Below are 22,817 nucleotides of genomic sequence, written 5' to 3' on the forward strand. Positions count from 1 at the left end.
TTAGTTTTCCTTATTCGTTGTTAGCGTGCTTGTAGGCAGCAAAAATGATATTTGGGTCAGCTTATTTGTGGTTGTTGCTATTTGCAGGCTTGAGCTTTCGTTAAAATGATTAACGAGTCTCTTGTCTACTATTTTAAGTCCTAGCCCTGTTGATTTTTCTTTGTTGGTGACAAACGTACCGGCATTGTCAGTGACAAAAATACGTGCACCTTCAGCCGTATTATGGCTGTATATTTCTAACTTACCTGCGCTCAACATCGTTGAAATACCGTGCTTAATGGCATTTTCAATCAGTGGTTGCAGCGTGAAGGTCGGTAGTTTTATATCCAGTAACGCGGGGTCTATATCAACGTTTACACGTAATCGGTTTGTTAATCTTGCTTGTTCTATCGTGAGGTAGGCATTTACATGCGATAATTCCTCGCGCAAGCTGACAGACTCGATATTTTGTTTTAGATTCTTACGAAAAAATTGTGACAGGTGCTGTATTAATATTCTCGCTTTTTCTGGTTCTCGACGTGTTACAGCACTGATTGTGGTCAATGCATTGAACAAGAAGTGCGGATTAACTTGGGCATGTAATAGCTTCAATTCTGCTTGTGTTAACAAGGTTTGCTGTTGTTGGTAGTGACCCAACAATATCTGGCTAGACAGCAGCTGGGCGATACCTTCTGCCATTGATATGTTGATGTTAGACAGTAGTTTTCGGCGTGCTTCGTAGAGTTTAATCGTACCGACCACTTTGTTATCACCATTGCGTAACGGCAGGATAATCGCAGTCCCTAGGCGACAGCGTCGGTTAATCTTGCATTGGTAGGTATCGGCACTGGTGTTCAGATCGATAATGCGATTTTCATCAATGGCTTGCTGAATACAGCTAGAGATAGGCACATTCGTATGATGGTGTTGTTCGCCGATACCGATAAAGGCTAAGATATTTTGGGTATCGGTGATAGCGATAGCGCCAACACTGGTTTCTTCATGAATGATACGAGCAATTGTTTGCGCGCTGTCAGTATTGAGTCCTTGGTTGAGAATACCAACACTGCGGTCGGCAATTCTAAGGGCGCGCTGCGAAAAAGCAGTAGAGTATTTTTCATAGATAGACTTCCTATCTTCAATAATACTCATGAATAGCACGGCACCTATGGTATTGGCTAAGATCATAGGCACTGCGACCTTACTGACTAAATCATAGGCCTGTTGATAAGGTTCGGCGACAATCAGTATTATCGCCATTTGAGTCAGTTCTGCAAACAAGGTGATAGAGAAGATAACTTGTGGTTTGAATAAGTAGTTTATCTTATTCTTACGCAATAGGTAGACATGCAGTAACCCGCCGATAAGTCCTTCGACAGATGTTGAAATAGCACAAGCGACATCAGTAAATCCCCCCATGAAGTAGCGATGTATCCCCCCTGTCATGCCAACGGCTAATCCGACTATTGGACCACCAAATAGCCCCCCCATAACAGCGCCTATAGCCCGCGTATTGGCAATGGCATCTTCATATTGCAGGCCAAAATAACTGCCCATGATACAAAACATTGAAAATATTAAGTAACAGCTAAACTTATGTTCCCAGCGTGAGGATATGTTTAACAACGGCATAAATATCGGGGTTTTGCTAAGTAAATAAGCAAAGACGAGGTAAACACACATTTGTTGTAATAGAGAGGGGATTAGTTCCATAATGACATCTCATTTTATATATGTATAACAAACAGTAACGGTGCTTATTAAATTATTAAGCCAAAAAAAAATTAAATTAGCTGTTTATTTATGAGTGAATCAGCATACTACACACTTACTTAAAAAACCTATTAAATATAACAGTTTAGATAGATTGAGGCGTTATTTGCATGAATAATAACAGTTCGCTTAAATCGACTGCAATTTGCTGCCACTATTTAATAATACAAAAGGAGTAATATTAACGATTTCAAGCATATATCCATAGTCTTTAATAGGGTAATTAAGTTATAATCAATTGTCGCCAGCGTAAACGGAATTAGTATGTCATTAATAAACCAAGTTATTCAAAGTTTCCCAGGATTAGTGGCGGTAAAAAAATTAAGTGGTGAACATGTCGTTGTGAACGAGAGCTATAAGGGCTTTTTTCCATTTGATGTGCATGGATTAACGCTTGACGATATTATAAATAAAATTGAAAACAAAGATGTGATTGACCTATTACTACAGTGCAAAGTAAATGATGCTGCGGCGTTAGCTGAACCGGATAAGATGAAAACCAGTATTGAAACCTTCCTTGATACCAGTTTTGAATCGGTACGCTATATCATGACCGATGGTGGTGATGAGTTTATGGCGTTGTTGTCTTGGGATATCACTGAAAAAGTAAAAACAGCAGATAAGCTGAATGCACGTTTACAGCATGATGATTTAACGGGTATCGCTAATAAAACGGCGTTAATGCAACGTACGTTTAATAACAATAATACCGTTGTGTATTTAGATTTAGATAACTTTAAACGTATTAACGACACCTTTGGTCATTTGAAAGGTGACGAGATGTTGAGAAAATTTGCGCTGCACATTAATCATCAATTACGCGATAAAGACACCATCTACCGTGTTGGCGGTGACGAATTTGTGGTGGTATTTGAAGATGTTGGCAAGGTTAAAATTGACGAACGCTTAACACAAATACGCCATAATATAGAGCAAGATGACGAGTTCTTAGGTATTTCATTTAGCTTTGGGCTTCATGCAATGAGCCATGATATTACGTTGTCAGGGGCATTAGAGTCCGCAGATAAGTTGTTATATATGAGTAAACAGTTACGCAGAAATCAGTGTTAGCAGCACAGCAATAGGCTGCTAACACGCTATATCATTAAAATGCTAATTCGATATCATTTTTTAATTGTACTAGTTCACTGCACATTGATGGTGAACCTTCATTGAAATCAAATGTTTTATCATTTAGCGCACAGATAGTGCCAACCACCACACCTTGATTAACCAGCGGAAATCCAAGGTATACACCTAAGTTGAATTTCACGTAATCTTCATTACCTTTCCATTCATCATCAATGCTTGCGTCGGGAATAAATACCGGCTGAGCCGTATCAACTACGCGTTCACAATACAGTTCGTGACAGCCGGGTTGTCGACTCTTTGGTCCACAGTCTCCGACATTATAAATAGGTTGTTCATTGGCTACGACAACTTCCATTGTGTCGTGCTTTGACTCCATGATCAGGATTGAATGTAAACCTGAATGATCTGCAAGCGTATTAAGGCGCTCTTGCCATTCCGTAAATGATTGTTTGATATTAATAAATGGCATATTTAATTCCTTATATCCTTATTTGGAGTTAATTCGATTATACCTATTAAGTGTATTTTTTTAGTTGATTAGATCGCACTTTTACAAACTTAACAGTAAATTATTGTCAGTAAATCTACATACAATAAGCATCTTAACCCTGTCTTAACCTGCTATTTATTATACTCAGCTCCGTAGAATTGAGGAGATAAAAATGGCCACGTCAAGACCATTACGCTATTCAGCGTTAGCACTGCGGTATATAACATTAACACTTACTGTATCAGCTGTTGTCGGTTGCAGCAATAGCACGATTAATTACCAACAAGATGCAGATTCAGCGCGAACGGCGCGAACACAATGGCAATATCAGCAGCAAGATGCGGTTGCTGTTACACAATTAACACAATTGGTTGCGATGCCTGCGCTAACTAGTTTAGTAGAAGAAGCGATATTACAAAACCCCAGTTTGCAACAAACCGCGATTGCATTACAAATAGCTTACGCACAACGTGGTGTAACAACAAGTGGCCGAATTCCGCAAGTGAATGCCGGTTTCAGTGCCAAGAACAGTGATGCTGACGAAAGTTATCAAACTGATGTGACGGTGAGTTGGGAGTTAGACTTGTGGCAAAAACTCAATGATGAAGTACAAGCCGCTGACATGGATATAGCCAGCTCGCAGGCGACTTACCAAGGTGCGCGCGATGCATTAGCAGCAAACATCATGCGCAGTTGGTTACAAATTAATTTACAGCAACAACTGATCACGATTGAAACCTCACGTTTAGCGGTATTAGAGAATAACGAACAGTTTGTGCTAAGTCGTTACCGCAATGGACTCGGTGCACTTGAAGATCTAGATAGTGCGCGAACCAGTAGTGCTCAAACCCGTGCAACATTGGCTGAGCAGCAAGAAACGCTGGCGCAAAATCAACGCAACCTCGGCTTACTGATCGGGCAAACAACGGCTATTCAAGCTGGTAGTGATTTTCCAACGGTATTACAACCTTTAGCTGGTTTACCAGAGCAAGACCTTGGCCGTCGTCCTGACTTACAAGCGGCTTATGCGGCGATAAGCGCCGCCCAATATCGAACAGATGTGGCGTATAAAGCCTTGTTACCATCAATCAGTTTATCTGCATCGTTAACCGATATCGCCAACTCTCCCAGCGAGTCGTTATTAACGAGTCCGGCGTGGAGCTTATTAGGGCAACTGACGGCACCTATATTCCAAGGTGGTCAATTGCGTAGTCAAATTGAAATCGCGGAGTTGACGACCGAACAAACCTATTGGGCTTATCAAGAAAACTTATTAACGGCAGTCAACGAGGTCGAAAATGCATTGGGTCAAGAGCAGTCGTTACAGCGCCAGCAACAACACCTAAGTGATGCGTTAAGTAGTGCCAAGCGCAGTGAAAGCAATTATCAAACGAAATACCGTCAAGGGTTAGTGGATATATTAGATCTACTTACCGTACAACAGCAGACTTTTGATCTGCAATCGCAATTAACCCAAGCCACTTATAATCGCTTGGTTAACCGCATTGATTTAGGACTGGCCTTAGGGCTTGGCATTACCACAGACATGGCTGGAGAAGCATAATGAAAAACAATGTTATTACTATCGCGATCACATTAGCGGCTGCAGCCAGTATTTTTGCCGTCATTAGCTACAACGGCGCAAAGATGGATGCGGCGAATAATCCAGTGAACAATTCCGTTAATACCGCGGTAGTTAACGTTGCCGTGCAGTACCCTGAAGTCGCTGTGATAGCGGTGACGAAAGGCCGTTATCAAGCAGAAGTGATTGGTTATGGTGAAGCGCAATCGCGTTATCAGCTGACGTTAACCAGTGAAGTCAGTGGTCAAGTTGAATCACTTGGCCGCAATTTTGCGACGGGTAAGCTGTTTAATCAAGGTGATACGGTCGTTCAAATTAATGATGTTGATTACCAGCAAGCCTTAAGCAGTGCGCAAGTGGCAGTGGCTGACGCGAAATTAGCCTTATTAGAAGAACAACGTAAAGGCCAGCAAGCTCGGCTGGAATGGACAAACTCGGGCTTCAGTGGTGAACCTGACTCGCCGTTAGTATTGCGCGAACCCCAACTTATTGCTGCACAAGCAACGTTTAACAATGCCCAAAGTCAGTTGACTAAAGCGCAGCGTGATCTGGATAAAACCGCCATCACAGCGCCGTTTTCTGCGCTAGTAGTGAGTCGAGATGTGCAATTAGGCAGTTACCTGCAAGAAGGTAATACCATCGCGACGTTATACAGCACTGACCGTATGGAAATTGAGATCCCGTTATCGGCGCATCAATGGTCAAGTTTACCCAACATCAGTGGTGCGGTAGAGGGGAAGTGGCCTGTGATCTTGACCAACACCACGGGTGATAGCCAGTGGCAAGGTCATGTTGCACGTGTCGAGCAGCATCTTGATAATAGTAGTCGCCAACGTGCACTCGTGGTTGTTGTCGAGCAACCATTAGCACAGGAAACCCCGTTATTTCCGGGTACGTTTGTGACAGCCAGAGTGCAAGGTAAAGCGCTTAATGATTTATGGCAGTTGCCTGCCTCTGCGATCTCACAGACTGGTGAGGTTTGGTATATCGCTGCCGACGGTAACTTGGCCACGTTCACTGCCCAGCAACAGTTTGCACAGGGTGAGTTAAGTTATATCAAGCCTATGGCAGGTGTGGATAGCGCCAACATTATCATTCGTCCGTTGAATAGCTATGTGCAAGGTATGCAAGTGATTGCGAAGTTAACCAATCCAAGTGATTTACAGCTGGCCAATAACGTGAGTGTGAAATTATGAGTGAACAGCATCAAGCACCGGCTAGCCATAGTCCATTAGAAGGCGTGATTAACTGGTTTGCGAACAACTCGGTTGCAGCGAATTTACTGCTTATTAGCATTATTTTACTTGGGGTCATGGCGTTAAGTAGCTTACGTAAAGAAGCGTTTCCGAGCATTGAACCGGATACTATTCGGGTATCGGTGAATTACGACAGTGGTGATGCAAAACAAGCAGAAGAAGGTATCGCCATTAAGATCGAAGATGCACTGGAAACGGTTGCTGGTATTAAACGTATTACTTCAACATCTAACGCCAACGGCAGTTCAGTCAGTATCGAAAAAACCAGTGGTTATTCACTCGATACCTTACTGACTGATGTTAAAACCAATGTTGATGCGATCAATAATTTCCCCAGTGACGCTGAAAATCCGGTGATTGATAAAGCCCGTCGTCAGGACCATGCGTTGTGGGTGCAGTTATACGGCGATGCAGATCGCGCTACTTTGCAGACTTTAGCGGAAAAATTAAAGTCCGATCTGTTAGCAAAATCTGGCATTCGCGATTTGGAGATTAAAGCCAACATTGAGCCGATGATCTCTATCGAAGTTGATGAAGCTAAGTTACAAGCCTATGGCTTAACGATTGCGGATATTTCTGCGGCGATTAATGCCGAATCGGCTACCCCATTGACGACCAGTTTACGCAATGGTGAAAAAGTCATGCGTTTGAAAGCGTCATCGCAGGCGTATCAGCAAAGTGAATTTGCCAGTATTCCGGTTATTACCGGCGGTAATGGTAGCGTTATTACCTTGGCCGATGTTGCCACTGTTACCGACACGTTTGCCGATGATAGCTATACCTTATCTCGTTATGACCAACAAAACGGCATGGGTATCGAGATCGTGATGGATGATTTTGGCGACATCACGCAGATTGTAGAACAAGCGCAAGAAGTCGTTACTCAATGGCATGAACGCGGGTTATTACCTGCCGATGTTGAACTGGTTACTTGGTACGATCAAAGTGACACTATTACCGATCGTTTGTCTTTGCTCACCAAGAACGCATTAACGGGTATTGCCTTGGTGTTTATCGTCTTGGCGGTATTCTTGAATATTCGCGTGGCATTTTGGGTGGCGGCAGGACTGCCGTTTGTGTTATTTGGCACCTTATTCTTTATGCAGGACGCTTTCGTTGGCCTGACGATTAATGAGATGACGACGTTCGGTTTTATCATGGCGCTGGGCATTGTCGTCGATGATGCAGTAGTGATTGGTGAGAGTATTTATACCACCCGTAAAGAAGAGGGCGATACTTTAGAGAACACGGTTAAAGGCACGATGAAAGTGGCTATCCCCACCTTGTTTGGTGTATTAACGACGGTTGCTGCGTTTGTTGCAATTGCCAATGTTGACGGTAATCTGGGAAAAATTTACGCGCAGTTTGCCGGTGTAGTGACGATTTGTTTATTGCTGTCGATGGTGGAATCAAAATTAATTTTGCCATCACATTTGGCGCATTTAAATACCGCACGTCAACCAACAACGGGGATTAAAGGGCTGTGGGCTCGTATTCAACACGCGGCAGATGCTGGGTTAGAATGGTTTAATGTATGTATTTACCGTAACGTGATTGAATGGTCACTGAAATTCCGTTATGCGGTTGTCTTGGCTTTCATTGCCTTGTTTATTTTGGTGGTTGGTTTGCCAATGACGGGCAGTGTTCGAGTGACGTTTTTCCCTGATATACCGGGTGATGTAGTGAGTGCTGACATCGTCATGCAAAACGATGCTAGTTTTGGTCAAACCCATACTAATTTACTGTGGTTAGAGCAAACGGCATTACAAGCGGATAATAACTTGCTGGTTAAATACGATGTGGCTAATCCCGCTGGGAATAGCGAGATCACCAGTTTACAGGTCATTGCTGAAGGTGACAGCTCGGGTAACTTGACGATCGAATTGGATGCTGACTCTGTTTATCCATCAAATGAATTTACTGCAGAGTGGCGGGCATTAGCGGGTTCACCTGAAGGCGTTAAAAAGCTTAAATTTCTTTCGAGTAAGCACATGGTTGATAACTTTAAAGTTGAGTTAAAATCGTGGGACGATGCGACAGTAAAAGCGGCGGGTACACAATTTAAAACGGCATTAGCGTCGATACCAGGGGTTAGCGGCATTGATGATAATCTTAATCCTGGTCAGCCGCAGGTGCGTTTTGTATTAACAGAACAAGGCCGTAGTTTGGGCATGGATACGGCGACCTTGTCGCAACAAGTATTGCAGGCGTTTGGTGGTGAGATCGTGCAGCGTTTCCAACGTGATAAAGACGAAGTTAAAGTACGTGTGCGTTATCCTGAAGCACAACGTCAAACGGTTGCTGATATTATGCAAGCGCGTGTGCGTACGCCAAATGGTACGGTTGTGCCTCTGAGCAGTGTGGCGAGTATTAGCAGTGAATATCAAGAAGATGAAATTACCCGTATTGACGGTTTACGGACCGTGTATTTAACAGCGTCGGTGGATAAATCGATATTGGCGTCGAATGAGCTAGTGGCTAATTTACAAGGTGATTTGGTGCCGGAGTTGGAACGACAGTTCCCTGAGTTAAATATCCATTTTGCCGGTGAAGCTGAAGAGCAGGGGGAGACGACAAGTTCAATGATTTCGGTCTTTGTTGGCGCGTTGTTGGCGATTTATGTGTTGCTGGCTATTCCACTTAAATCGTATATGCAGCCTGTGCTTATTATGTTTGCGATCCCGTTTGGTATTGTTGGCGCTATCTTGGGGCATTGGTTGAATGATTTGACCATTAGTATTTTATCTTTGAATGGTATTTTGGCGTTAAGTGGTGTGGTGGTGAATGATAGTTTGTTGTTGGTTTCACGTTTTAATGAGTTGATGGCTGAGGCGAAGTTGTCGTTACATGATGCGATTGTTAAGGCGTGTAGTGGGCGCTTACGTGCGGTGTTGTTGACGTCGGTAACTACGTTTGCGGGACTTGCGCCTTTACTTGGTGAAACGTCGACGCAATCGCAATTTTTGATCCCTGCTGCGGCATCCTTAGGGTATGGGATCTTGTTTGCAACGCTGATCACTTTGGTGTTGATACCTGCTTTGTTGTTCATTCAATATGAAATTAAACAGTTTTTCGTTAATATGATGGGGAAAGGTGACGTTAATTTAAAAAAGGTAAATCATAAATGTTAAACCTGTTGTTAGTGGAAGATGATTTAGATTTAGCGACCGCTGTGGTTGATTATTTAGAGTTGGAAGATATTCAATGTGATCATGCCATGAATGGACTCGCAGGTTTAAACATGATCATTGCTAATGATTATCAAGCCATTATTTTGGATTTGAATCTACCGAAAATGGACGGGTTAACTGTGTGCAAAAATATGCGAGAGCAGGGCATTGATACGCCGGTATTGATGTTGACGGCGCGTGATAGTTTGGATGATAAGTTGGTGGGGTTTGACTCTGGTGCCGATGACTATTTAATTAAACCGTTTGCGATGGAAGAGTTAATCGTGCGAATGCAAGTATTGGCGCGTCGTCGCAGCGGGCAAGTGAAACGCTTAACGTTGGCGGATCTTGAATTAGACCTACAGCAGAAACAGGCATTCCGGGCTGGGCAGTTATTAAAGTTATCACCAACCGCGTGGAAGATCCTCGAAACATTAATGCGCGCCACCCCAAATCCAGTGTCACGAGAAAAACTGATGCAAGCGGTGTGGGGGGATGATCAACCCGACAGTAACAGTTTAAAAGTACATATTTTCAATTTACGTAAACAGTTAGATGCGGGCGATGTGCCGGCGTTATTACATACGATACCGGGTATTGGCTTTGCGTTGCGCACCCCATCGGCATAGGGCTATATGATGAAGTTAAGACCCAGTTTACGATTATATTTCCTTGGGGCTATGTTGTTCCTTGGTGTCAGTATGGCGATTACGTTTTCGGCGCTCACCGTGAACTATTTTGTTGAAGGCATGGATTCGGTGTTACGTGGCACCATGGTTGAAGTTGCTGATACCGAAGGTTTAGCAGTACAGGACGGTAAGCCGGTTATGTTACTGGGTTTCCATGTCGCCAGTCGCTGGCAAGATTTACCTACTGAAGCCCGTGATATTTTTCCCGTTCCGCCGACTGCGATGTTTGAGTTTAATAAATACGTCGTGAAAGACGACTTCTTTTCACCACCTAATGCGGTGCATTTTGTCATGGTGATGAAAACGAAACCGGGGCAACTACTGTATATTTATAAAACCTATAAAGGTGATTTGCATGCGCGCTTGTCCGATGGGCCAGGTTCGCAATTTTTTTGGATCTCGGTATTTGGTATCAGTGGTATTGTGGTTTTTGCCTTATTGTTGATCATGGTGATGCGCCGTGTGGCCTCGCCAGTTGAAGCATTACGCGATTGGGCCAAGTCATTAAATGCCGAAAGCTTGCAACAGCCTCCGCCAGAATTTAAGTACAAAGAATTGAATACCTTAGCAAAGATTGTCCATAATAGTCTGAGCTCGGTACAAGATAGTCTTAATTCGGTACAAGAAGGCCTTGATCGTGAACATGAGTTTTTACGTAATGCCAGTCATGAGTTACGAACCCCGATTGCTGTGATCCGTACTAATGTCGAGTTATTGAATAAAATAAACACTAAATCGCCGATGACTGTAAAACAACAGCAAGTGATTGAGCGTATTGAACGGGCTGGTTTTACTATGAGTCATTTGACTGAGACCTTGTTGTGGCTGAGCCGAGATGAGTCGTTATCGTTAACGCTTGAACGCGTTAAGTTAGATGAATTGATCAGACAAACAGTCGACGATTTGAATTATTTATTACGTGGAAAGTCAGTCATTGTGGAGCTTAATACCAGTGAATGGCAAGTTGAATTACCCGCAACAGCTTGCCGTATTGTATTAGCTAACTTAGTGCGTAATGCATTTCAGCATACTCAAAGTGGTGTGGTGACGATTAATCAGCAGCAAGGCCTGGTTGTTATTCGGAACAGTAATGATGATCTGGATGATGCAGTTGCAGATAATGTTGGCAATGCAGGCGCTAATAGTCAAGATTTGGGCTTTGGTTTAGGGGTTAAATTAACCGATAAACTAACCGCGCGTTTTAACTGGCATCATCAACGATTAGTAGAAAGTTCAGGGCATAAAGTGACGGTTAACTTTAATACCCCGAATGACATTAAAACGGCGCTGGATAACGCTTAAACACAGCATTAATATCGTTTAATGCTTGCGGTGTTAACGGGGTTGCAAAGGCGTTAATGTTTTCTATTAGCTGCGTCTGTGTTGTCGCGCCGATAATGGTCGAGGTGACACCATCAACCTGATCGCACCAGGCTAAGGCTAATTGCGCTGGGGTGATGCCACATTGATGGGCAATCTCGGCATATTCAGCTGTCGCTAGCTGGGCTGCTTCCGTGTCTCTAAATAGTTTATTGCGTTGCGAGAATGTCCAGCGGCTGCCTTCTGGTCGCGCATTGTTTAAGTACTTGCCTGATAGCATACCCGTTGCCAGTGGTGACCACGGTAAATACGCAATGTCTTCATGCACGCAGTTTTCAATTAAATACGGCCAGTCTTTGGCATGCAGCAAACTGAATTCATTTTGAATCGATACCATGCGCGGTAACGTGTGTTGCTCGCTGAGTTTTAGGTAGGTATTAATACCCCAAGTGGTGTCATCTGATAAACCACAAAAACGGATCTTACCAGCATCAACACAACGTTGTAAGCCTTTTAATATATCCAGCATTTGCGCGGTATGATCTGCGGTATTTATGTCGCTGAAACGAGTGTCATTAGGCGTATGGCGACCAAAATGCGGGTTAGGTCGATTGGGCCAGTGCAATTGAAACAAGTCAATATAGTCGGTTTGTAGACGCTTTAACGACGCGTCAACTGCTTCAACGACTGCATCACCCGTGATCGGCGCGCCATTACGTACCCAAGGTAAACCCGGACCGGCAATTTTAGTTGCTAATACTATGTCTTTGCGGCGCTGTGGGTTGGCGGCTAGCCAATTGCCGATAATAGTCTCGGTTTTACCATAGGTATCAGCAGACGGTGGCACGGCATACATTTCTGCGGTATCGATAAAGTTAACGCCTTGCGCTAGGGCGTAGTCGATTTGTTGATTGGCATCTTGTTGGTTATTTTGAAAACCCCACGTCATGCTGCCTAAGCAAACGCGAGATACTGACAAACCACTACTACCAAGTATTGAAAATTGCATTGTCATCCTTAAGCTGCTTGTTGTTTTTCATCGTTATAGGTTAGGGCAATACTAACAAACATTTGTTCACAATTAACAAATGCTTCAACAACCGCTGGATCAAAGTGGCTGCCATTACCCGCTAAGATAATTTCTTTGGCTTTATCGTGGCTAAAGGCCGGTTTATAAACTCGCTTAGAGATCAGTGCATCATACACATCGGCTAACGCCATCAAACGTCCTGATAATGGAATATCATCACCACTTAATTGATAAGGATAACCACTGCCGTCCCACTTTTCATGGTGACTAAGGGCGATCTCGCGGGCGATAGCCAAGAAACTGTTTGAGCCCATTTGTTTTTCTGCCACGGCTATGGACTCTGCCCCTATCATTGCATGGGTTTTCATGATGGTAAATTCGTCATCGGTGAGCTTACCGGGTTTCAGTAAGATGGCATCGGGGATACCGACTTTGCCAATGTCATGTAGCGGTGCTGATTTGTAGAGTAAATCAACCGTCTCATTAGTTAAGTAATCACGGTATTTAACGTGATTTTGTAGTTGAATCGCCAAAGCTCGCACGTATTCTTGGGTACGTAATATATGCCCGCCAGTTTCATTATCACGGGCTTCAGCCAGCGCTGATAAACCGACAATCGCCACATCACGAGTTTGAATTACTTCGTCTTTACTTTGCGCAAGCTTACCGAGCATATCATTGGTGTAATACGCAATGATACCCAGTTCACCTTGATGTGAAACCGGTACGCGCACACTCAGATCGCCATTGGCAGCCGCGATCAAAGCCCGTTGCTGGTTATCTAATAGCAGTCGTAATAATTGCAACCAGTGGTACATGATGGTGCAGGTATAAATAATCAGTACCACAGCGACAAAGGCAAATTCTTTAATGATACTCACTAATGCCGCTTGCTCTTCTATTTGACCGATATTTTCGGTTAACCAGCGCACATCTTTAATCATGATCATGGCTAAGATCGTAGTCAACATCATCACGATAAACACCACCAAAGCAGCAAGTTGGCTGGCAATAGAATGACGCATGTGGATCATTTTTTCTGGTAGGTGTTGGTATTCGGTGTGTGGGTAGTGTTTCACTTGCGCTTGCAGCGCTAAATCGAGACTAATGAGTGCCCCTAAACTGCCAATCCCAAACAGCACCTTTAAGCCGCTTTCAACTGGAAAGTCATAATAACTGTTATACCAAGCAGAAAGCGCGATTGCGCCAACAAGGAAAAGACTGACTTCTAGCAATACGTTTTTAAAACCGACGCGATCTTTGATCAACTTTGTTCTGAGCAAAAATAGCGTGGTGAACGTGATAAATGAATAGGCACTCGTCTGCCAAATCGAAATGGACTCAATAAATGGGCATACACGACCACCATAAATACTGAATATGACGGCGGCGAAGAAGTAGTGTAGCGCAGCGCGTTGTTTTGTTAGTGTTAACATCGTTATAGGTGCATTCCTTAGCTTGAGACTATCGTCAGTATACGGACTTTTTATCGATATGCCATGGTCCTTATTCGCTATGATTTTATGATTTATCAAAGAAGTTAGCGGTAACTTCATAAAATAACTAATGGTTATTTAAATCAACAGCTTACAGGTGTTGGTAGCCATTTTTAGCAACTGGCATTGCTCCGACCAGACATTTTACATTTCAATTTTTTGATCTTGTGCACACAAACGTGAAACATTGTCACATAACCTTACTACAACGCTATAGGTACCTAGTTATTGGTAATGTTGAGTGTTCTAATACTTTTCTAGTACTTAAGGTTGCCGTATTTAATTTGATTGGGTGTAAGGCTAAGTCGTCATTACTTTATTAGGAAAGAGAAAAATGGATATATCTCATGAATCAAATGCATTAGACGTTTATATGCAACAGGTCAATAAAGGCCGTAAATTATTAACAAAAGAAGAAGAATACGAACTTGCAGTTGCAGTTGGTGAAGGGGATTTACGGGCGAAGAACGAAATGATTGAAGCTAATTTACGTTTAGTTATCAGCGTGGCTAAGCGCTATCAATATAGTTCGATCCCTTTGGTTGATATTATCCAAGAAGGTAATACCGGGTTAATCCGTGCAGTAGAGAAGTTTGATGCCAGTAAAGGTTATCGTTTTTCAACGTATGCAATTTGGTGGATCAAGAATAATATTGAGCGCAGTATTATGAATAACGCGCGCACGATCCGTATCCCTATCCATGTTGGTAAAATGCATAAAAGTATTGCTAAAGTAGCCAGAGAAATGGGGCTTGACGTTGGCAGTGATAATGACTTGGTCGTGATTGCCAAAGTATTAGAGATCGATGTTGAAGAAGTGATGGATGTATTGTCTTATTACTTTAGTGAATTAAGTTTAGACAAAGGCATGATGACGGATAACGATTCAGTGACGACGCTGGGCGATATTATTGAAGATGAGACCACGAACACACCGGGTGACGAAATAGAAATCGGCAATACCCGTGACTATCTGTTGGCGTTATTAGAAAATCTGCCAACACTTGAACGCAGTGTTATTGAATTACGATTTGGGTTAACAGGTGAAGAGCCTCTGAGCTTATTACGTATTGGCGAACGCTTATTAATATCGCGCGAAAAAGCCCGCACTATCATTCGCACGAACCTGAGACGACTAAAGCCAAAATTATTAATTAATAGTGTTCAGCAGCATGATTACATCTCTAACTGTTAAGTGACTTAATCGTTAAGGGAGTTTAATGCGATAACTCAAGCGCTAATAATTGCTGCTTTAATTCCAAGCCATAAGCATAACCAACCAACTTATTATTAGCGCCGATAACACGATGACAGGGAATAATGATGGGGATCGGGTTTTTGTTATTCGCCATACCAACTGCACGTGATGCATTCGGGTTGCCCAGGCCTGCTGCAATGTCTTTATAGCGCCGTATTTCCCCATACGGAATTTTGATTAGTTGCTGCCAAGCGTGACGTTGAAATACAGTGCCTAGCGGATTTAATATCAGTTCAAACACTTTTCTTTTGTGAGTGAAATATTCACGCAGTTGCTGCTTGGCTTCATTGAAATAGGTACTTGAATGGAGCCAGTCGGCTGAAATTTGGATGGGTTTAGTGCCATTATCGATCATGAGTTGGGTAATGCCTGCATCGTCACCCACTAAAATAATGTGACATTCTTGCTCACCAGTGGCAGAGGTATAATAGACGGTGAATTTATCGTAGTACATAACGGCGTTACAACTTAAACTATCGGGTGTTAGATACCTAAAGTTTAATTTAAAACTACAAAAAATGTTGTTATCTAGATCGGATAAATGAAAGCGTGGTTAATAAATTGTGAGCACAACTCGCAAAGACTGCCAGCAAGAATACCAGCATAAGTACGGCGCATCTTAATGACTGGTTATGTTCACTATATCACTTGTAATGCTATGACGTTGCGCCGTATATGACTTATTTTATCGTGTTTAGTTTGCTGGAATAAAGGTCTTTGCCAGGTTACTAATAGCATTGATATCCGTCTTCAATTCCGACATTTGAGTCACAACGGTATCGGTGTGCTGCCAGTTAAGCTCTGATCCCTGTTTGATATCCATGACGTGATTGTTGATCTCGTTTGATACCACGCTTTGTTCTTCAGCGGCGGTCGCTATCTGCATTGATAGTTGCGAAAGCTGCTGCATTTTTTCGTGGATGATCGCGATAGCTTGATCTGATTGTTCAGCTTGCTCGACACACAAATCCGCATTGTTTTTGTTTTTCTTCATCATCACTAACCAATCATTAATGGTTTCTAACATGGTCGATAAGCTGGTATGAATGTCTTTGGCAGTATCTTGAGTACGCGATGATAACGTACGCACTTCATCTGCGACCACGGCAAACCCACGGCCTTGTTCGCCAGCACGTGCTGCTTCAATCGCTGCGTTTAATGCCAGCAGATTCGTTTGATCGGCAATGGCTTGAATATCTGTCATCAAGCTACCGACATTCTGAGCTTCGGTATTTAGCTTGTCAGCAGCTGTAGATGCCTGTTCTACTTCTTTTGCGAGTTGTTTGATTTCGACTGTGGTGGTATTGATACCGCTTTGCGCTTTGGCACACAAATTAAAGGTGGCGTTGATTTCATCCGTTGTTTCGACACTGTTACGGACAATTTCGTCTGTTGAAGTGAGCATTTGCGACATGGCCGTGCTGACTTCAGTTAATTCTTGTTGCTGATTAACCAGGTTAGTACGGATCTGATTAGTACCAACAGAAACTGTATCAATGACGTTTTGTACTGGTTTGGTCGAATCTAATGTACGTTCTAAAATGGCTTTGATTTTAGTTTTCAGCATGCCCATATTGAAATCGAATACGCTGGCGGTGCCTTTACCGAAATACACCTGACGACTAACACTGTCAAAAGTGGACTGCATGCGTTGGGCTTTTTGTGCCATTGGGATAATGTCTTGCCAGAAGATTAGCATCGGCGTAACCGCGGAAGCTAAGGCAATTAATGACGTCGCGAAACCAAAATTGATATAGATAAATATTTGCGCGAGAACACTGACCAAGGTTAACAAGATAAAGCGTTGGCTACGGGTAAACTCAAACAACAGGCCTTTGCCTTGCAGCTTTTTGTAAACAGTACTTGCTCGGTTAATCATTTGTGGTGTCGCGGGCTTGCTGACTTCTTGATGACCGACTATTTTACCGTCTTCAAACTGCGGAGTGATAAAGGTATCTAACCATATATCTTTACCGCGTTGGGTCGTTTGACAGATAATACCTTGCCATGAGAAACCTTGTGCTAAGGTCTTTCTCACTTCATCAATAACAGCGGCAGGCATGGTTGAAGAGTCTAACTCTCGGCTGTTTTTTCCTAATAATCCATCTTGTGCATACCCTAATGCCTCACTGTATTGAGTGTTCGCATAAGTATATTCACCTTTGCTGTTTATTAATGAAATGAATTGCGCAGAGTTGTTAGCCATCAAGTTACCTATTAATGTGTAAATCATCGATTAATAAAACAAAATAACATTGAACTTAATTAGAGTCATCTGATTGTTACCTATTATGTGGTGGTTGCAGCTATTATTTGTCCATTTTGTAACTAGTGAGTATTTATCGAGGGGATTCTGATTGAGAATTATATTAGGATATAAAAAAGACCCTCAATGATTGGTTATCCAACTATTGAGGGTCGCTTCAATTAACTTAGGGTTGTTTTATTTACAGCTTAACATTTCCAACAATGTGTTGTGTCTGGATAGGCAAACCAGCCTGGGTTTGTTGAACCGCCACTTTCAGCCCATACTTGCATTTGTGGATAAGCAAGTAGGACATCGATATATTCATATGGGTGCGTCCATATAGATGGAACATAAAGTGCCCAAGGGTGACCATTTGCTGTTTGATAATAAGAATTTGTGTTCGGATCCGAAGCATCATCACTCGTACCTAATAGTGTCAGGTCGGCTAAGTCCGTTGGTGCTCGATCTGACATGTGTATTTCCAGTCCACGGTTTGCTACACGATAGATGAACGGATTGAATGGTGCATCACCAAGTGTTAGAACTGGAACTGGAGTTTCAAATACAACATTGAACTCAATTGGCACTAGCGGTCTGTCATCACCATTTTGGGTATTGTAGAACGAGTAAGTACCTGATGGTAATACACTGGATATATTGTCAATGAGTACGATAACGGCTTCGCCAGTATGTCCGGCTTCAGGGGTCAGTGTACTTAAGTTACCATCAAGGGTGAGCGATGAGCTTTCAATATTAGATGTATCTGTTAGAAAACTAATTGCAAAGGCATTTGCATAACCTGCACCACGTGCAACAGCGTTACCTGCGATAGCGACTTCTTTTACAGCGCCTGAGGCATGAGTAATGGTATTAAATACATTCTGCATGACAAAGTCATTGTAATCATAATCCCCTTTTTCTGGCCATAAATCTTCAAATACTAACGTCGCGCTAGGGTTGTAATTGTTAAATGCGCGCTCTGGATCGGCTGGGTAATCATCGTACACATCATCGACCCCATCACCGTCACAATCGGTATCAATCGAGATCCATGTTGAGAATTCAGGATCACTTACTAGACCGTTTGAATCAACAGCTGTAACTTGCACACGCCATGTTTCCCCATCTATAGTCTGAGTTGATAATACAGTGTTACCTTGGTGATCTGTCTTACCTGCTACCTCATCATCAACTACACTACCTTGACCTATATCCACAAACCAACGATATAAGTAACTTACGCTATCGCCATCAGGATCGGCTGGTGTTGGACCTGTGATTGAAGCAACCAGATCGCTCGCTGTTGTAGCGTCACAACTCGATGGAGACATGGATAATTCTGGTTTTAATGGTGGGTTATTAGTTGTTTCTAGGTAGGTGATAGTTAATAAACTGTAATCAAGCTGTGTTACCCAGTTCATGGTTCCTGATATGTTATACATATCAGCATCCATGAACGTATTAATTAGCCCATCATCTGATATTGAAAATATAGGTAAATCAAATGAGGTTTCAGACCAGGTATTATTTGTACCCTGTAATAATCCAGGGTTCAGATCAACGCCATCAACAGCAATACCATCATATTCACCATTCGTACCATGGAATGATTCTGAATCAACATCATAAGCACGTATCATCAAGGTGGCGCTTTGAATTTGAATTAACGGATTTGTTATAATGTCACCGAAACTGTGTTGCCAACCAAAATCTTGATTATACCCAGAATAAAAACCGAACCCTCCTGTCGCGGGACTTGCAATTGATTGGTTATAATGTGGAAGTGTACTTGTTGCATTAATTTTTTGTGTATAGGTAAAGGTACCGTTACCATTGTTAACGGTACCTTCTTGTGTTGCAGTAGCGAATGCAGAATGCGTAAAGACGGAACTTGATAGTGCAAGTAGACCAAGACTACATAGTTTATTTAATTTAAATGTGTGCATATCTATACCTACCTTTATAGCGATTCTAATTCAAGAACGACGTCACAGCCAAGCAGTTGTGTTGCTGCTATTTGCTCTTTGTATAGTGTATTGATGCACACTAAATCATTAATGCGGGTCTTTACTTTAATGCCTTTCCATGAATTCAACATTGTTAGTAATACGCTTGCTTCTCCATGTATGTTTGAGATGGTTTTTAAGAAGGGCGCGGCACTGGTCTTGTTGTTTTCATCAATGCTATAGATTTCGACATAATACTTACCCGCAATACTAAGAGGGGTACCATTAAGTTGAGTAATATTACTGACGTGTTTAAAGTTAACTGCTTGTGAATTTTGCATTTCCCAATTAAAACCTTCAGGGATAATTGTATTTTCAAATTCTGTAGGTGTTGACGCTGGATTTATTGCGCTACCAGAACCAGAACCAGAAGGAGAACTTGATTCATCACCACAACCAGCAAGTAATGTGGATGCAATTAAAAACAAAAGAGGAGTTTTTATCATCGTTGTATCACCTTGTTTTATTATCATCGTTGTATCACCTTGTTTTATTATTATCGGTAAATGTAAAAACAAGATGTTATACATCACACACAAGTTTACGTTTACCTTGAACCTTACAAAAAGTTAGCAAGTTAAGTGCCAAGTCTAAATTCTATTTTTAAACAGGGGGTTATGATTTATGTTAGGTGTGATTGTGATTGATTTGTATTTTGCAATGCATTTTGCAATGCAAAATGCGAAGTGAAATATAAGGTGGTCTTCATTTTGTGGGGAATTATTATCTGTAAATAGAGGAATTAAGATGAGTGGCCAAGACGATCCAATTTTTTTACTAAGATGACATTGCCATCCTCTACTTTGATCCGTAACAGTTCAAGACCCTTTCGAGCAAGAGCCTTTGTCGCTAAAAGTACGACTGACTTTAACACCAGCATCTTTGAGAGTCTCTTATCTCAATATGGTCGATTTTGTGGTGAGCCTAACGAAGTTCAGTTCACACGTTACTTCCATCTCGATGAAGCAGACATGACATTCATTTTAAAACGTCGTGGTAATAAGAATCGATTAGGGTTTGCTCTGCTATTAACATAGGTTAGATTTTTAGGCACCTTTCTTTCTGATATTGCACAAGCCCCAGTTAATGTTCAGACGTTTATTGCAAGACAATGAGTACTCGTTTGGTTTCTTCTTTCAAGCATTCTGTACCTTCATGGCCAAGGTGCATTTTTAAGGCTATCAAGACAGTTGAGCGAGTAACCTGCAATATAGGTATGATAATGACCACCGCGGTAGCCATGCTATCTGCAGATGACAAAAAGGGACCTCGAAGGTCCCTTTTTCATATTACTATTTTATATCACTCTTTGTATGTAACTAGTTGTATGTAACTAGTGTCAAAACAAATTAACGAACGATTAGCATTAGTTCTTGTGGCGACATTGGCTTGTCGAAGTAAGCCATGAACTGACCGAATGCTTTAACGTCACCGTTAGCAAACTTGAAGTCACCAGACTGCATATTCTTACCGATAACTTGTGGCGTTTTTGGACCAGCCATTAAGATTTGGTTCAATACCGCACGTGTTGTGTTGATTTGAACGTCAGCACCTTCTAACGCTTTTTCGTGTAATTGAGCAATACCGTTACGAATTTCAATGGTGAATGATTCGTTAGTATCCGCAAAGTTATACGTTAGCGCCGTTTGCACGTCTAATGTTTTCTCAGCGATTAGCGTAGCAGTCATCATTTCAAAGATTTGCTTGCTTGGTAGCGCTGTTAATACGTCAACAGATGCGAAGCTGATTAGGTTCGAGAAGTCACGAGTATCTTCTAGCTCAGCTGCTGCATTTAGACCCCAGTTACGCCAGTTGATGTTCACCTGATCTGCTGCCCATGCTTTGTAAGCTTGTGCTTTAAGTTGACGTGCTTGGGTATCGTCTTTGTTTACTGTAATTGGGTAAGACAATATTTCAGCTGCAAAGGTGAAGTTTTCTGCTGCGATAGCTGCTTCTGCCGTTTTGAGTATGTGGTCACGACCACCCATGATTTCAACGAATGCTTTAGCACGTTGATTGTAAGCCATTGGCTCTAACTGCCATGGATCTGCTTCAAAGAAACCGATGTAACCAACATAGATTTGACGCACAGCGTGTGCAACAGTACCGTAGTGCTCACCTAACCATGGGTGATTAGCAAGATGTTTAGGCAGTTTAACAACTTCAACTAACTCATCAGCTGTCATCCCTTTGTTCATGTAACGGATAGTTTGGTCATGCGTATATTGAATCGCATCACGGTAAGCTGTTAATACGTTAGCTACTGCTGCTTTACCTTCAACTGGACGACCATGAGAGTTAATCATGACGTCAACATCAAATTCACGCATTACGTCAATACCTTTGAACCACATTGCTGGGTCACGGAATTTAGTACCACGGATGGTGTGTAGGTTAGGGAAGTTTTCACCTTGTAAAACCTCTGCAGCGTGCAGGATTTTTTGTTCAGGAAGGTAAACAACGATTTCATCTTTTGTTTCAGATGGCACGTTAACAATCTGTAGTTTAACACCAGAGATAGTGATATCTAACGTCTCTAGCGATGGGATAAGTACGTTTGGTTCGATGAACGAGATGTCACCTTGCATGAAACGAGGACCTAGACCGTCGTTTACAGTACCGTGCTCGCCTTCTTCAACGTGCTTAGCGCCGGTGAAAGACGTACGTTGACCAAGCAACGTGCCTAGGTTTGATGACCAGTTAGCAACCGCTGCAGTTAGACCTTCTTGTGCGATGATTTGAATTTCACCAGATGCTACTTGCTCATCAGTTGCCCAAGCACGCACACCAGATATGTGATCAATGTGGTTATGTGAGTAGATGATTGCTTTTACTGGCTTGTTGGTAATTTTACGGAACTGTTCACGTACCGACTCGGCCATTTGTACTGATTCGCCTGGATCAATAATGATAATACCGTCATCACCTTCAATCATCACGGGTGTATCAAGACCAAAACCGTAACCAAGGTAAACATTGTCGTCTACTTGGAGCACTGCTTGATCCATTTTACGGCTGTGTTTTGTGAGTGATGGGTGTACGTGTTCAGATTCAGCAGTGTAAGCGATATTCTTACCTGTTTTAGACAATACTTTAATACGTTTGCCTTCACCCCAAAATAGGTTTGATTCATTTTCAAATAGCACATCGCTTGTGTAGCGAGCATTAAGATCGATGTTTTGGTATTGCGCTGCAGAACTCGTTTGCAGTTCTTGACCTACTTTTGACGTCGCTTCTGTAACAGGCGTCGCGTTAGCAAAACCGGATGCAAATAATGCCGCAGTAATCGCAAGAGGGAGAGCCATTTTCTTAAATGTATTAGCCATGATAGTGACCTTATAGTGTGTTTCACAATTGAATAGTTTATGAGGCTAATAATAGCGACCTGACTCATGTGAAAACACAGGCTAATACGAATTCGATCTATC

Annotated in this window: 17 protein-coding genes and 1 pseudogene; 8 read left to right on the forward strand and 10 right to left on the reverse strand. The window is 42.3% G+C overall.

Annotation, left to right across the window (positions count from 1 at the left end; all coding sequences use genetic code 11):
- Nucleotides 1-1,692 (reverse strand): sensor histidine kinase, encoded by a 1,692-nt coding sequence (locus tag FR932_RS03970; RefSeq protein WP_026032001.1) that lies wholly within the window; start codon nucleotides 1,690-1,692, stop codon nucleotides 1-3.
- Between the two features lie 324 nt (nucleotides 1,693-2,016).
- Between FR932_RS03970 and FR932_RS03975 the strand changes: the two genes are divergently transcribed.
- Nucleotides 2,017-2,823: a GGDEF domain-containing protein gene (locus FR932_RS03975; protein WP_019439346.1), complete on the forward strand. Its 807-nt coding sequence runs from the start codon at nucleotides 2,017-2,019 to the stop codon at nucleotides 2,821-2,823.
- A 34-nt stretch (nucleotides 2,824-2,857) separates the two neighbouring features.
- On the opposite strand, the gene FR932_RS03980 is transcribed toward FR932_RS03975, so the two are convergent.
- Nucleotides 2,858-3,313, reverse strand: coding sequence for a GAF domain-containing protein (locus FR932_RS03980; RefSeq protein ID WP_019439345.1), 456 nt, complete (start codon nucleotides 3,311-3,313; stop codon nucleotides 2,858-2,860).
- Nucleotides 3,314-3,506: 193 nt separating this feature from the next.
- On the opposite strand from FR932_RS03980, the gene FR932_RS03985 reads away from it, so the two are divergent.
- Genes FR932_RS03985 through FR932_RS04005 form a run of 5 tightly spaced genes read left to right on the forward strand, consistent with a single transcriptional unit; the run spans nucleotide 3,507 to nucleotide 11,333 of the window.
- Complete coding sequence (locus FR932_RS03985) at nucleotides 3,507-4,898, forward strand: TolC family protein (protein ID WP_019439344.1); 1,392 nt, start codon at nucleotides 3,507-3,509, stop codon at nucleotides 4,896-4,898.
- Complete coding sequence (locus FR932_RS03990) at nucleotides 4,898-6,112, forward strand: efflux RND transporter periplasmic adaptor subunit (protein ID WP_019439343.1); 1,215 nt, start codon at nucleotides 4,898-4,900, stop codon at nucleotides 6,110-6,112. The genes FR932_RS03985 and FR932_RS03990 overlap by 1 nt, the downstream gene beginning before the upstream one ends.
- On the forward strand, nucleotides 6,109-9,303 hold the full coding sequence (locus FR932_RS03995) for an efflux RND transporter permease subunit (RefSeq protein ID WP_019439342.1): 3,195 nt from the start codon (nucleotides 6,109-6,111) through the stop codon (nucleotides 9,301-9,303). The genes FR932_RS03990 and FR932_RS03995 overlap by 4 nt, the downstream gene beginning before the upstream one ends.
- Nucleotides 9,297-9,971 (forward strand): response regulator transcription factor, encoded by a 675-nt coding sequence (locus FR932_RS04000; RefSeq protein WP_019439341.1) that lies wholly within the window; start codon nucleotides 9,297-9,299, stop codon nucleotides 9,969-9,971. Before FR932_RS03995 ends, FR932_RS04000 begins: the two co-directional genes overlap by 7 nt.
- Before the next feature lie 6 nt (nucleotides 9,972-9,977).
- Nucleotides 9,978-11,333, forward strand: a complete 1,356-nt coding sequence (locus tag FR932_RS04005; RefSeq protein WP_151676824.1) for a sensor histidine kinase — start codon at nucleotides 9,978-9,980, stop codon at nucleotides 11,331-11,333.
- Here FR932_RS04005 and FR932_RS04010 read toward each other — a convergent pair.
- Nucleotides 11,308-12,360 carry an aldo/keto reductase gene (locus FR932_RS04010; RefSeq protein ID WP_019439339.1) on the reverse strand — a complete coding sequence of 351 codons (1,053 nt, stop codon included), beginning with the start codon at nucleotides 12,358-12,360 and terminating at the stop codon, nucleotides 11,308-11,310. The two genes, FR932_RS04005 and FR932_RS04010, sit on opposite strands and share 26 nt — an antisense overlap.
- Nucleotides 12,361-12,368: 8 nt before the next feature.
- Nucleotides 12,369-13,817 (reverse strand): HD-GYP domain-containing protein, encoded by a 1,449-nt coding sequence (locus FR932_RS04015; RefSeq protein ID WP_019439338.1) that lies wholly within the window; start codon nucleotides 13,815-13,817, stop codon nucleotides 12,369-12,371.
- Nucleotides 13,818-14,211: 394 nt separating this feature from the next.
- On the opposite strand from FR932_RS04015, the gene FR932_RS04020 reads away from it, so the two are divergent.
- A complete protein-coding gene (locus FR932_RS04020; RefSeq protein WP_019439337.1) occupies nucleotides 14,212-15,072 on the forward strand; it encodes a sigma-70 family RNA polymerase sigma factor in 861 nt (286 codons plus the stop codon).
- 22 nt (nucleotides 15,073-15,094) lie between these two features.
- On the opposite strand, the gene FR932_RS04025 is transcribed toward FR932_RS04020, so the two are convergent.
- The 4 genes from FR932_RS04025 to FR932_RS04040 form a co-directional block, all read right to left on the reverse strand.
- Nucleotides 15,095-15,589 (reverse strand): methylated-DNA--[protein]-cysteine S-methyltransferase, encoded by a 495-nt coding sequence (locus FR932_RS04025; protein ID WP_019439336.1) that lies wholly within the window; start codon nucleotides 15,587-15,589, stop codon nucleotides 15,095-15,097.
- A 240-nt stretch (nucleotides 15,590-15,829) separates the two neighbouring features.
- Entirely contained in the window at nucleotides 15,830-17,341 is a 1,512-nt protein-coding gene (locus tag FR932_RS04030; RefSeq protein WP_019439335.1) for a methyl-accepting chemotaxis protein, read from the reverse strand.
- Nucleotides 17,342-17,589: 248 nt separating this feature from the next.
- Nucleotides 17,590-19,329: an LruC domain-containing protein gene (locus tag FR932_RS04035; protein WP_019439334.1), complete on the reverse strand. Its 1,740-nt coding sequence runs from the start codon at nucleotides 19,327-19,329 to the stop codon at nucleotides 17,590-17,592.
- A 14-nt stretch (nucleotides 19,330-19,343) separates the two neighbouring features.
- Entirely contained in the window at nucleotides 19,344-19,862 is a 519-nt protein-coding gene (locus tag FR932_RS04040; RefSeq protein WP_019439333.1) for a hypothetical protein, read from the reverse strand.
- Between the two features lie 405 nt (nucleotides 19,863-20,267).
- On the opposite strand from FR932_RS04040, the pseudogene FR932_RS21600 reads away from it, so the two are divergent.
- A pseudogene (locus FR932_RS21600) lies at nucleotides 20,268-20,501 on the forward strand (DUF4158 domain-containing protein); the annotation flags it as partial.
- Here the strand turns inward: FR932_RS21600 and FR932_RS21410 are convergent.
- Both FR932_RS21410 and FR932_RS04055 read right to left on the reverse strand, forming a co-directional pair.
- A complete protein-coding gene (locus FR932_RS21410; protein WP_155942361.1) occupies nucleotides 20,488-20,649 on the reverse strand; it encodes a hypothetical protein in 162 nt (53 codons plus the stop codon). The pseudogene FR932_RS21600 and the gene FR932_RS21410 overlap by 14 nt on opposite strands.
- An 89-nt stretch (nucleotides 20,650-20,738) precedes the next feature.
- Nucleotides 20,739-22,715, reverse strand: a complete 1,977-nt coding sequence (locus FR932_RS04055) for an alkyl sulfatase dimerization domain-containing protein (protein ID WP_019439332.1) — start codon at nucleotides 22,713-22,715, stop codon at nucleotides 20,739-20,741.
- Between the last annotated feature and the right edge of the window lie 102 nt (nucleotides 22,716-22,817).

It is taken from the genome of Moritella marina ATCC 15381 (genome assembly GCF_008931805.1).
Classification (GTDB): Bacteria; Pseudomonadota; Gammaproteobacteria; order Enterobacterales; family Moritellaceae; genus Moritella; species Moritella marina.

Excerpts from the sequence above, each read along its gene's own strand:
- FR932_RS03990 (WP_019439343.1), top strand. The coding sequence starts at position 4,898 with ATGAAAAACAATGTTATTACTATCGCGATCACATTAGCGGCTGCAGCC.
- FR932_RS03980 (WP_019439345.1), bottom strand. The coding sequence starts at position 3,313 with ATGCCATTTATTAATATCAAACAATCATTTACGGAATGGCAAGAGCGC.
- FR932_RS04025 (WP_019439336.1), bottom strand. The coding sequence starts at position 15,589 with ATGTACTACGATAAATTCACCGTCTATTATACCTCTGCCACTGGTGAG.
- FR932_RS04055 (WP_019439332.1), bottom strand. The coding sequence starts at position 22,715 with ATGGCTAATACATTTAAGAAAATGGCTCTCCCTCTTGCGATTACTGCG.
- FR932_RS03970 (WP_026032001.1), bottom strand. The coding sequence starts at position 1,692 with ATGGAACTAATCCCCTCTCTATTACAACAAATGTGTGTTTACCTCGTC.
- FR932_RS04000 (WP_019439341.1), top strand. The coding sequence starts at position 9,297 with ATGTTAAACCTGTTGTTAGTGGAAGATGATTTAGATTTAGCGACCGCT.
- FR932_RS04020 (WP_019439337.1), top strand. The coding sequence starts at position 14,212 with ATGGATATATCTCATGAATCAAATGCATTAGACGTTTATATGCAACAG.
- FR932_RS03985 (WP_019439344.1), top strand. The coding sequence starts at position 3,507 with ATGGCCACGTCAAGACCATTACGCTATTCAGCGTTAGCACTGCGGTAT.
- FR932_RS04040 (WP_019439333.1), bottom strand. The coding sequence starts at position 19,862 with ATGATAATAAAACAAGGTGATACAACGATGATAAAAACTCCTCTTTTG.
- FR932_RS03975 (WP_019439346.1), top strand. The coding sequence starts at position 2,017 with ATGTCATTAATAAACCAAGTTATTCAAAGTTTCCCAGGATTAGTGGCG.
- FR932_RS04030 (WP_019439335.1), bottom strand. The coding sequence starts at position 17,341 with ATGGCTAACAACTCTGCGCAATTCATTTCATTAATAAACAGCAAAGGT.
- FR932_RS03995 (WP_019439342.1), top strand. The coding sequence starts at position 6,109 with ATGAGTGAACAGCATCAAGCACCGGCTAGCCATAGTCCATTAGAAGGC.
- FR932_RS04005 (WP_151676824.1), top strand. The coding sequence starts at position 9,978 with ATGATGAAGTTAAGACCCAGTTTACGATTATATTTCCTTGGGGCTATG.
- FR932_RS04015 (WP_019439338.1), bottom strand. The coding sequence starts at position 13,817 with ATGTTAACACTAACAAAACAACGCGCTGCGCTACACTACTTCTTCGCC.
- FR932_RS04010 (WP_019439339.1), bottom strand. The coding sequence starts at position 12,360 with ATGCAATTTTCAATACTTGGTAGTAGTGGTTTGTCAGTATCTCGCGTT.
- FR932_RS04035 (WP_019439334.1), bottom strand. The coding sequence starts at position 19,329 with ATGCACACATTTAAATTAAATAAACTATGTAGTCTTGGTCTACTTGCA.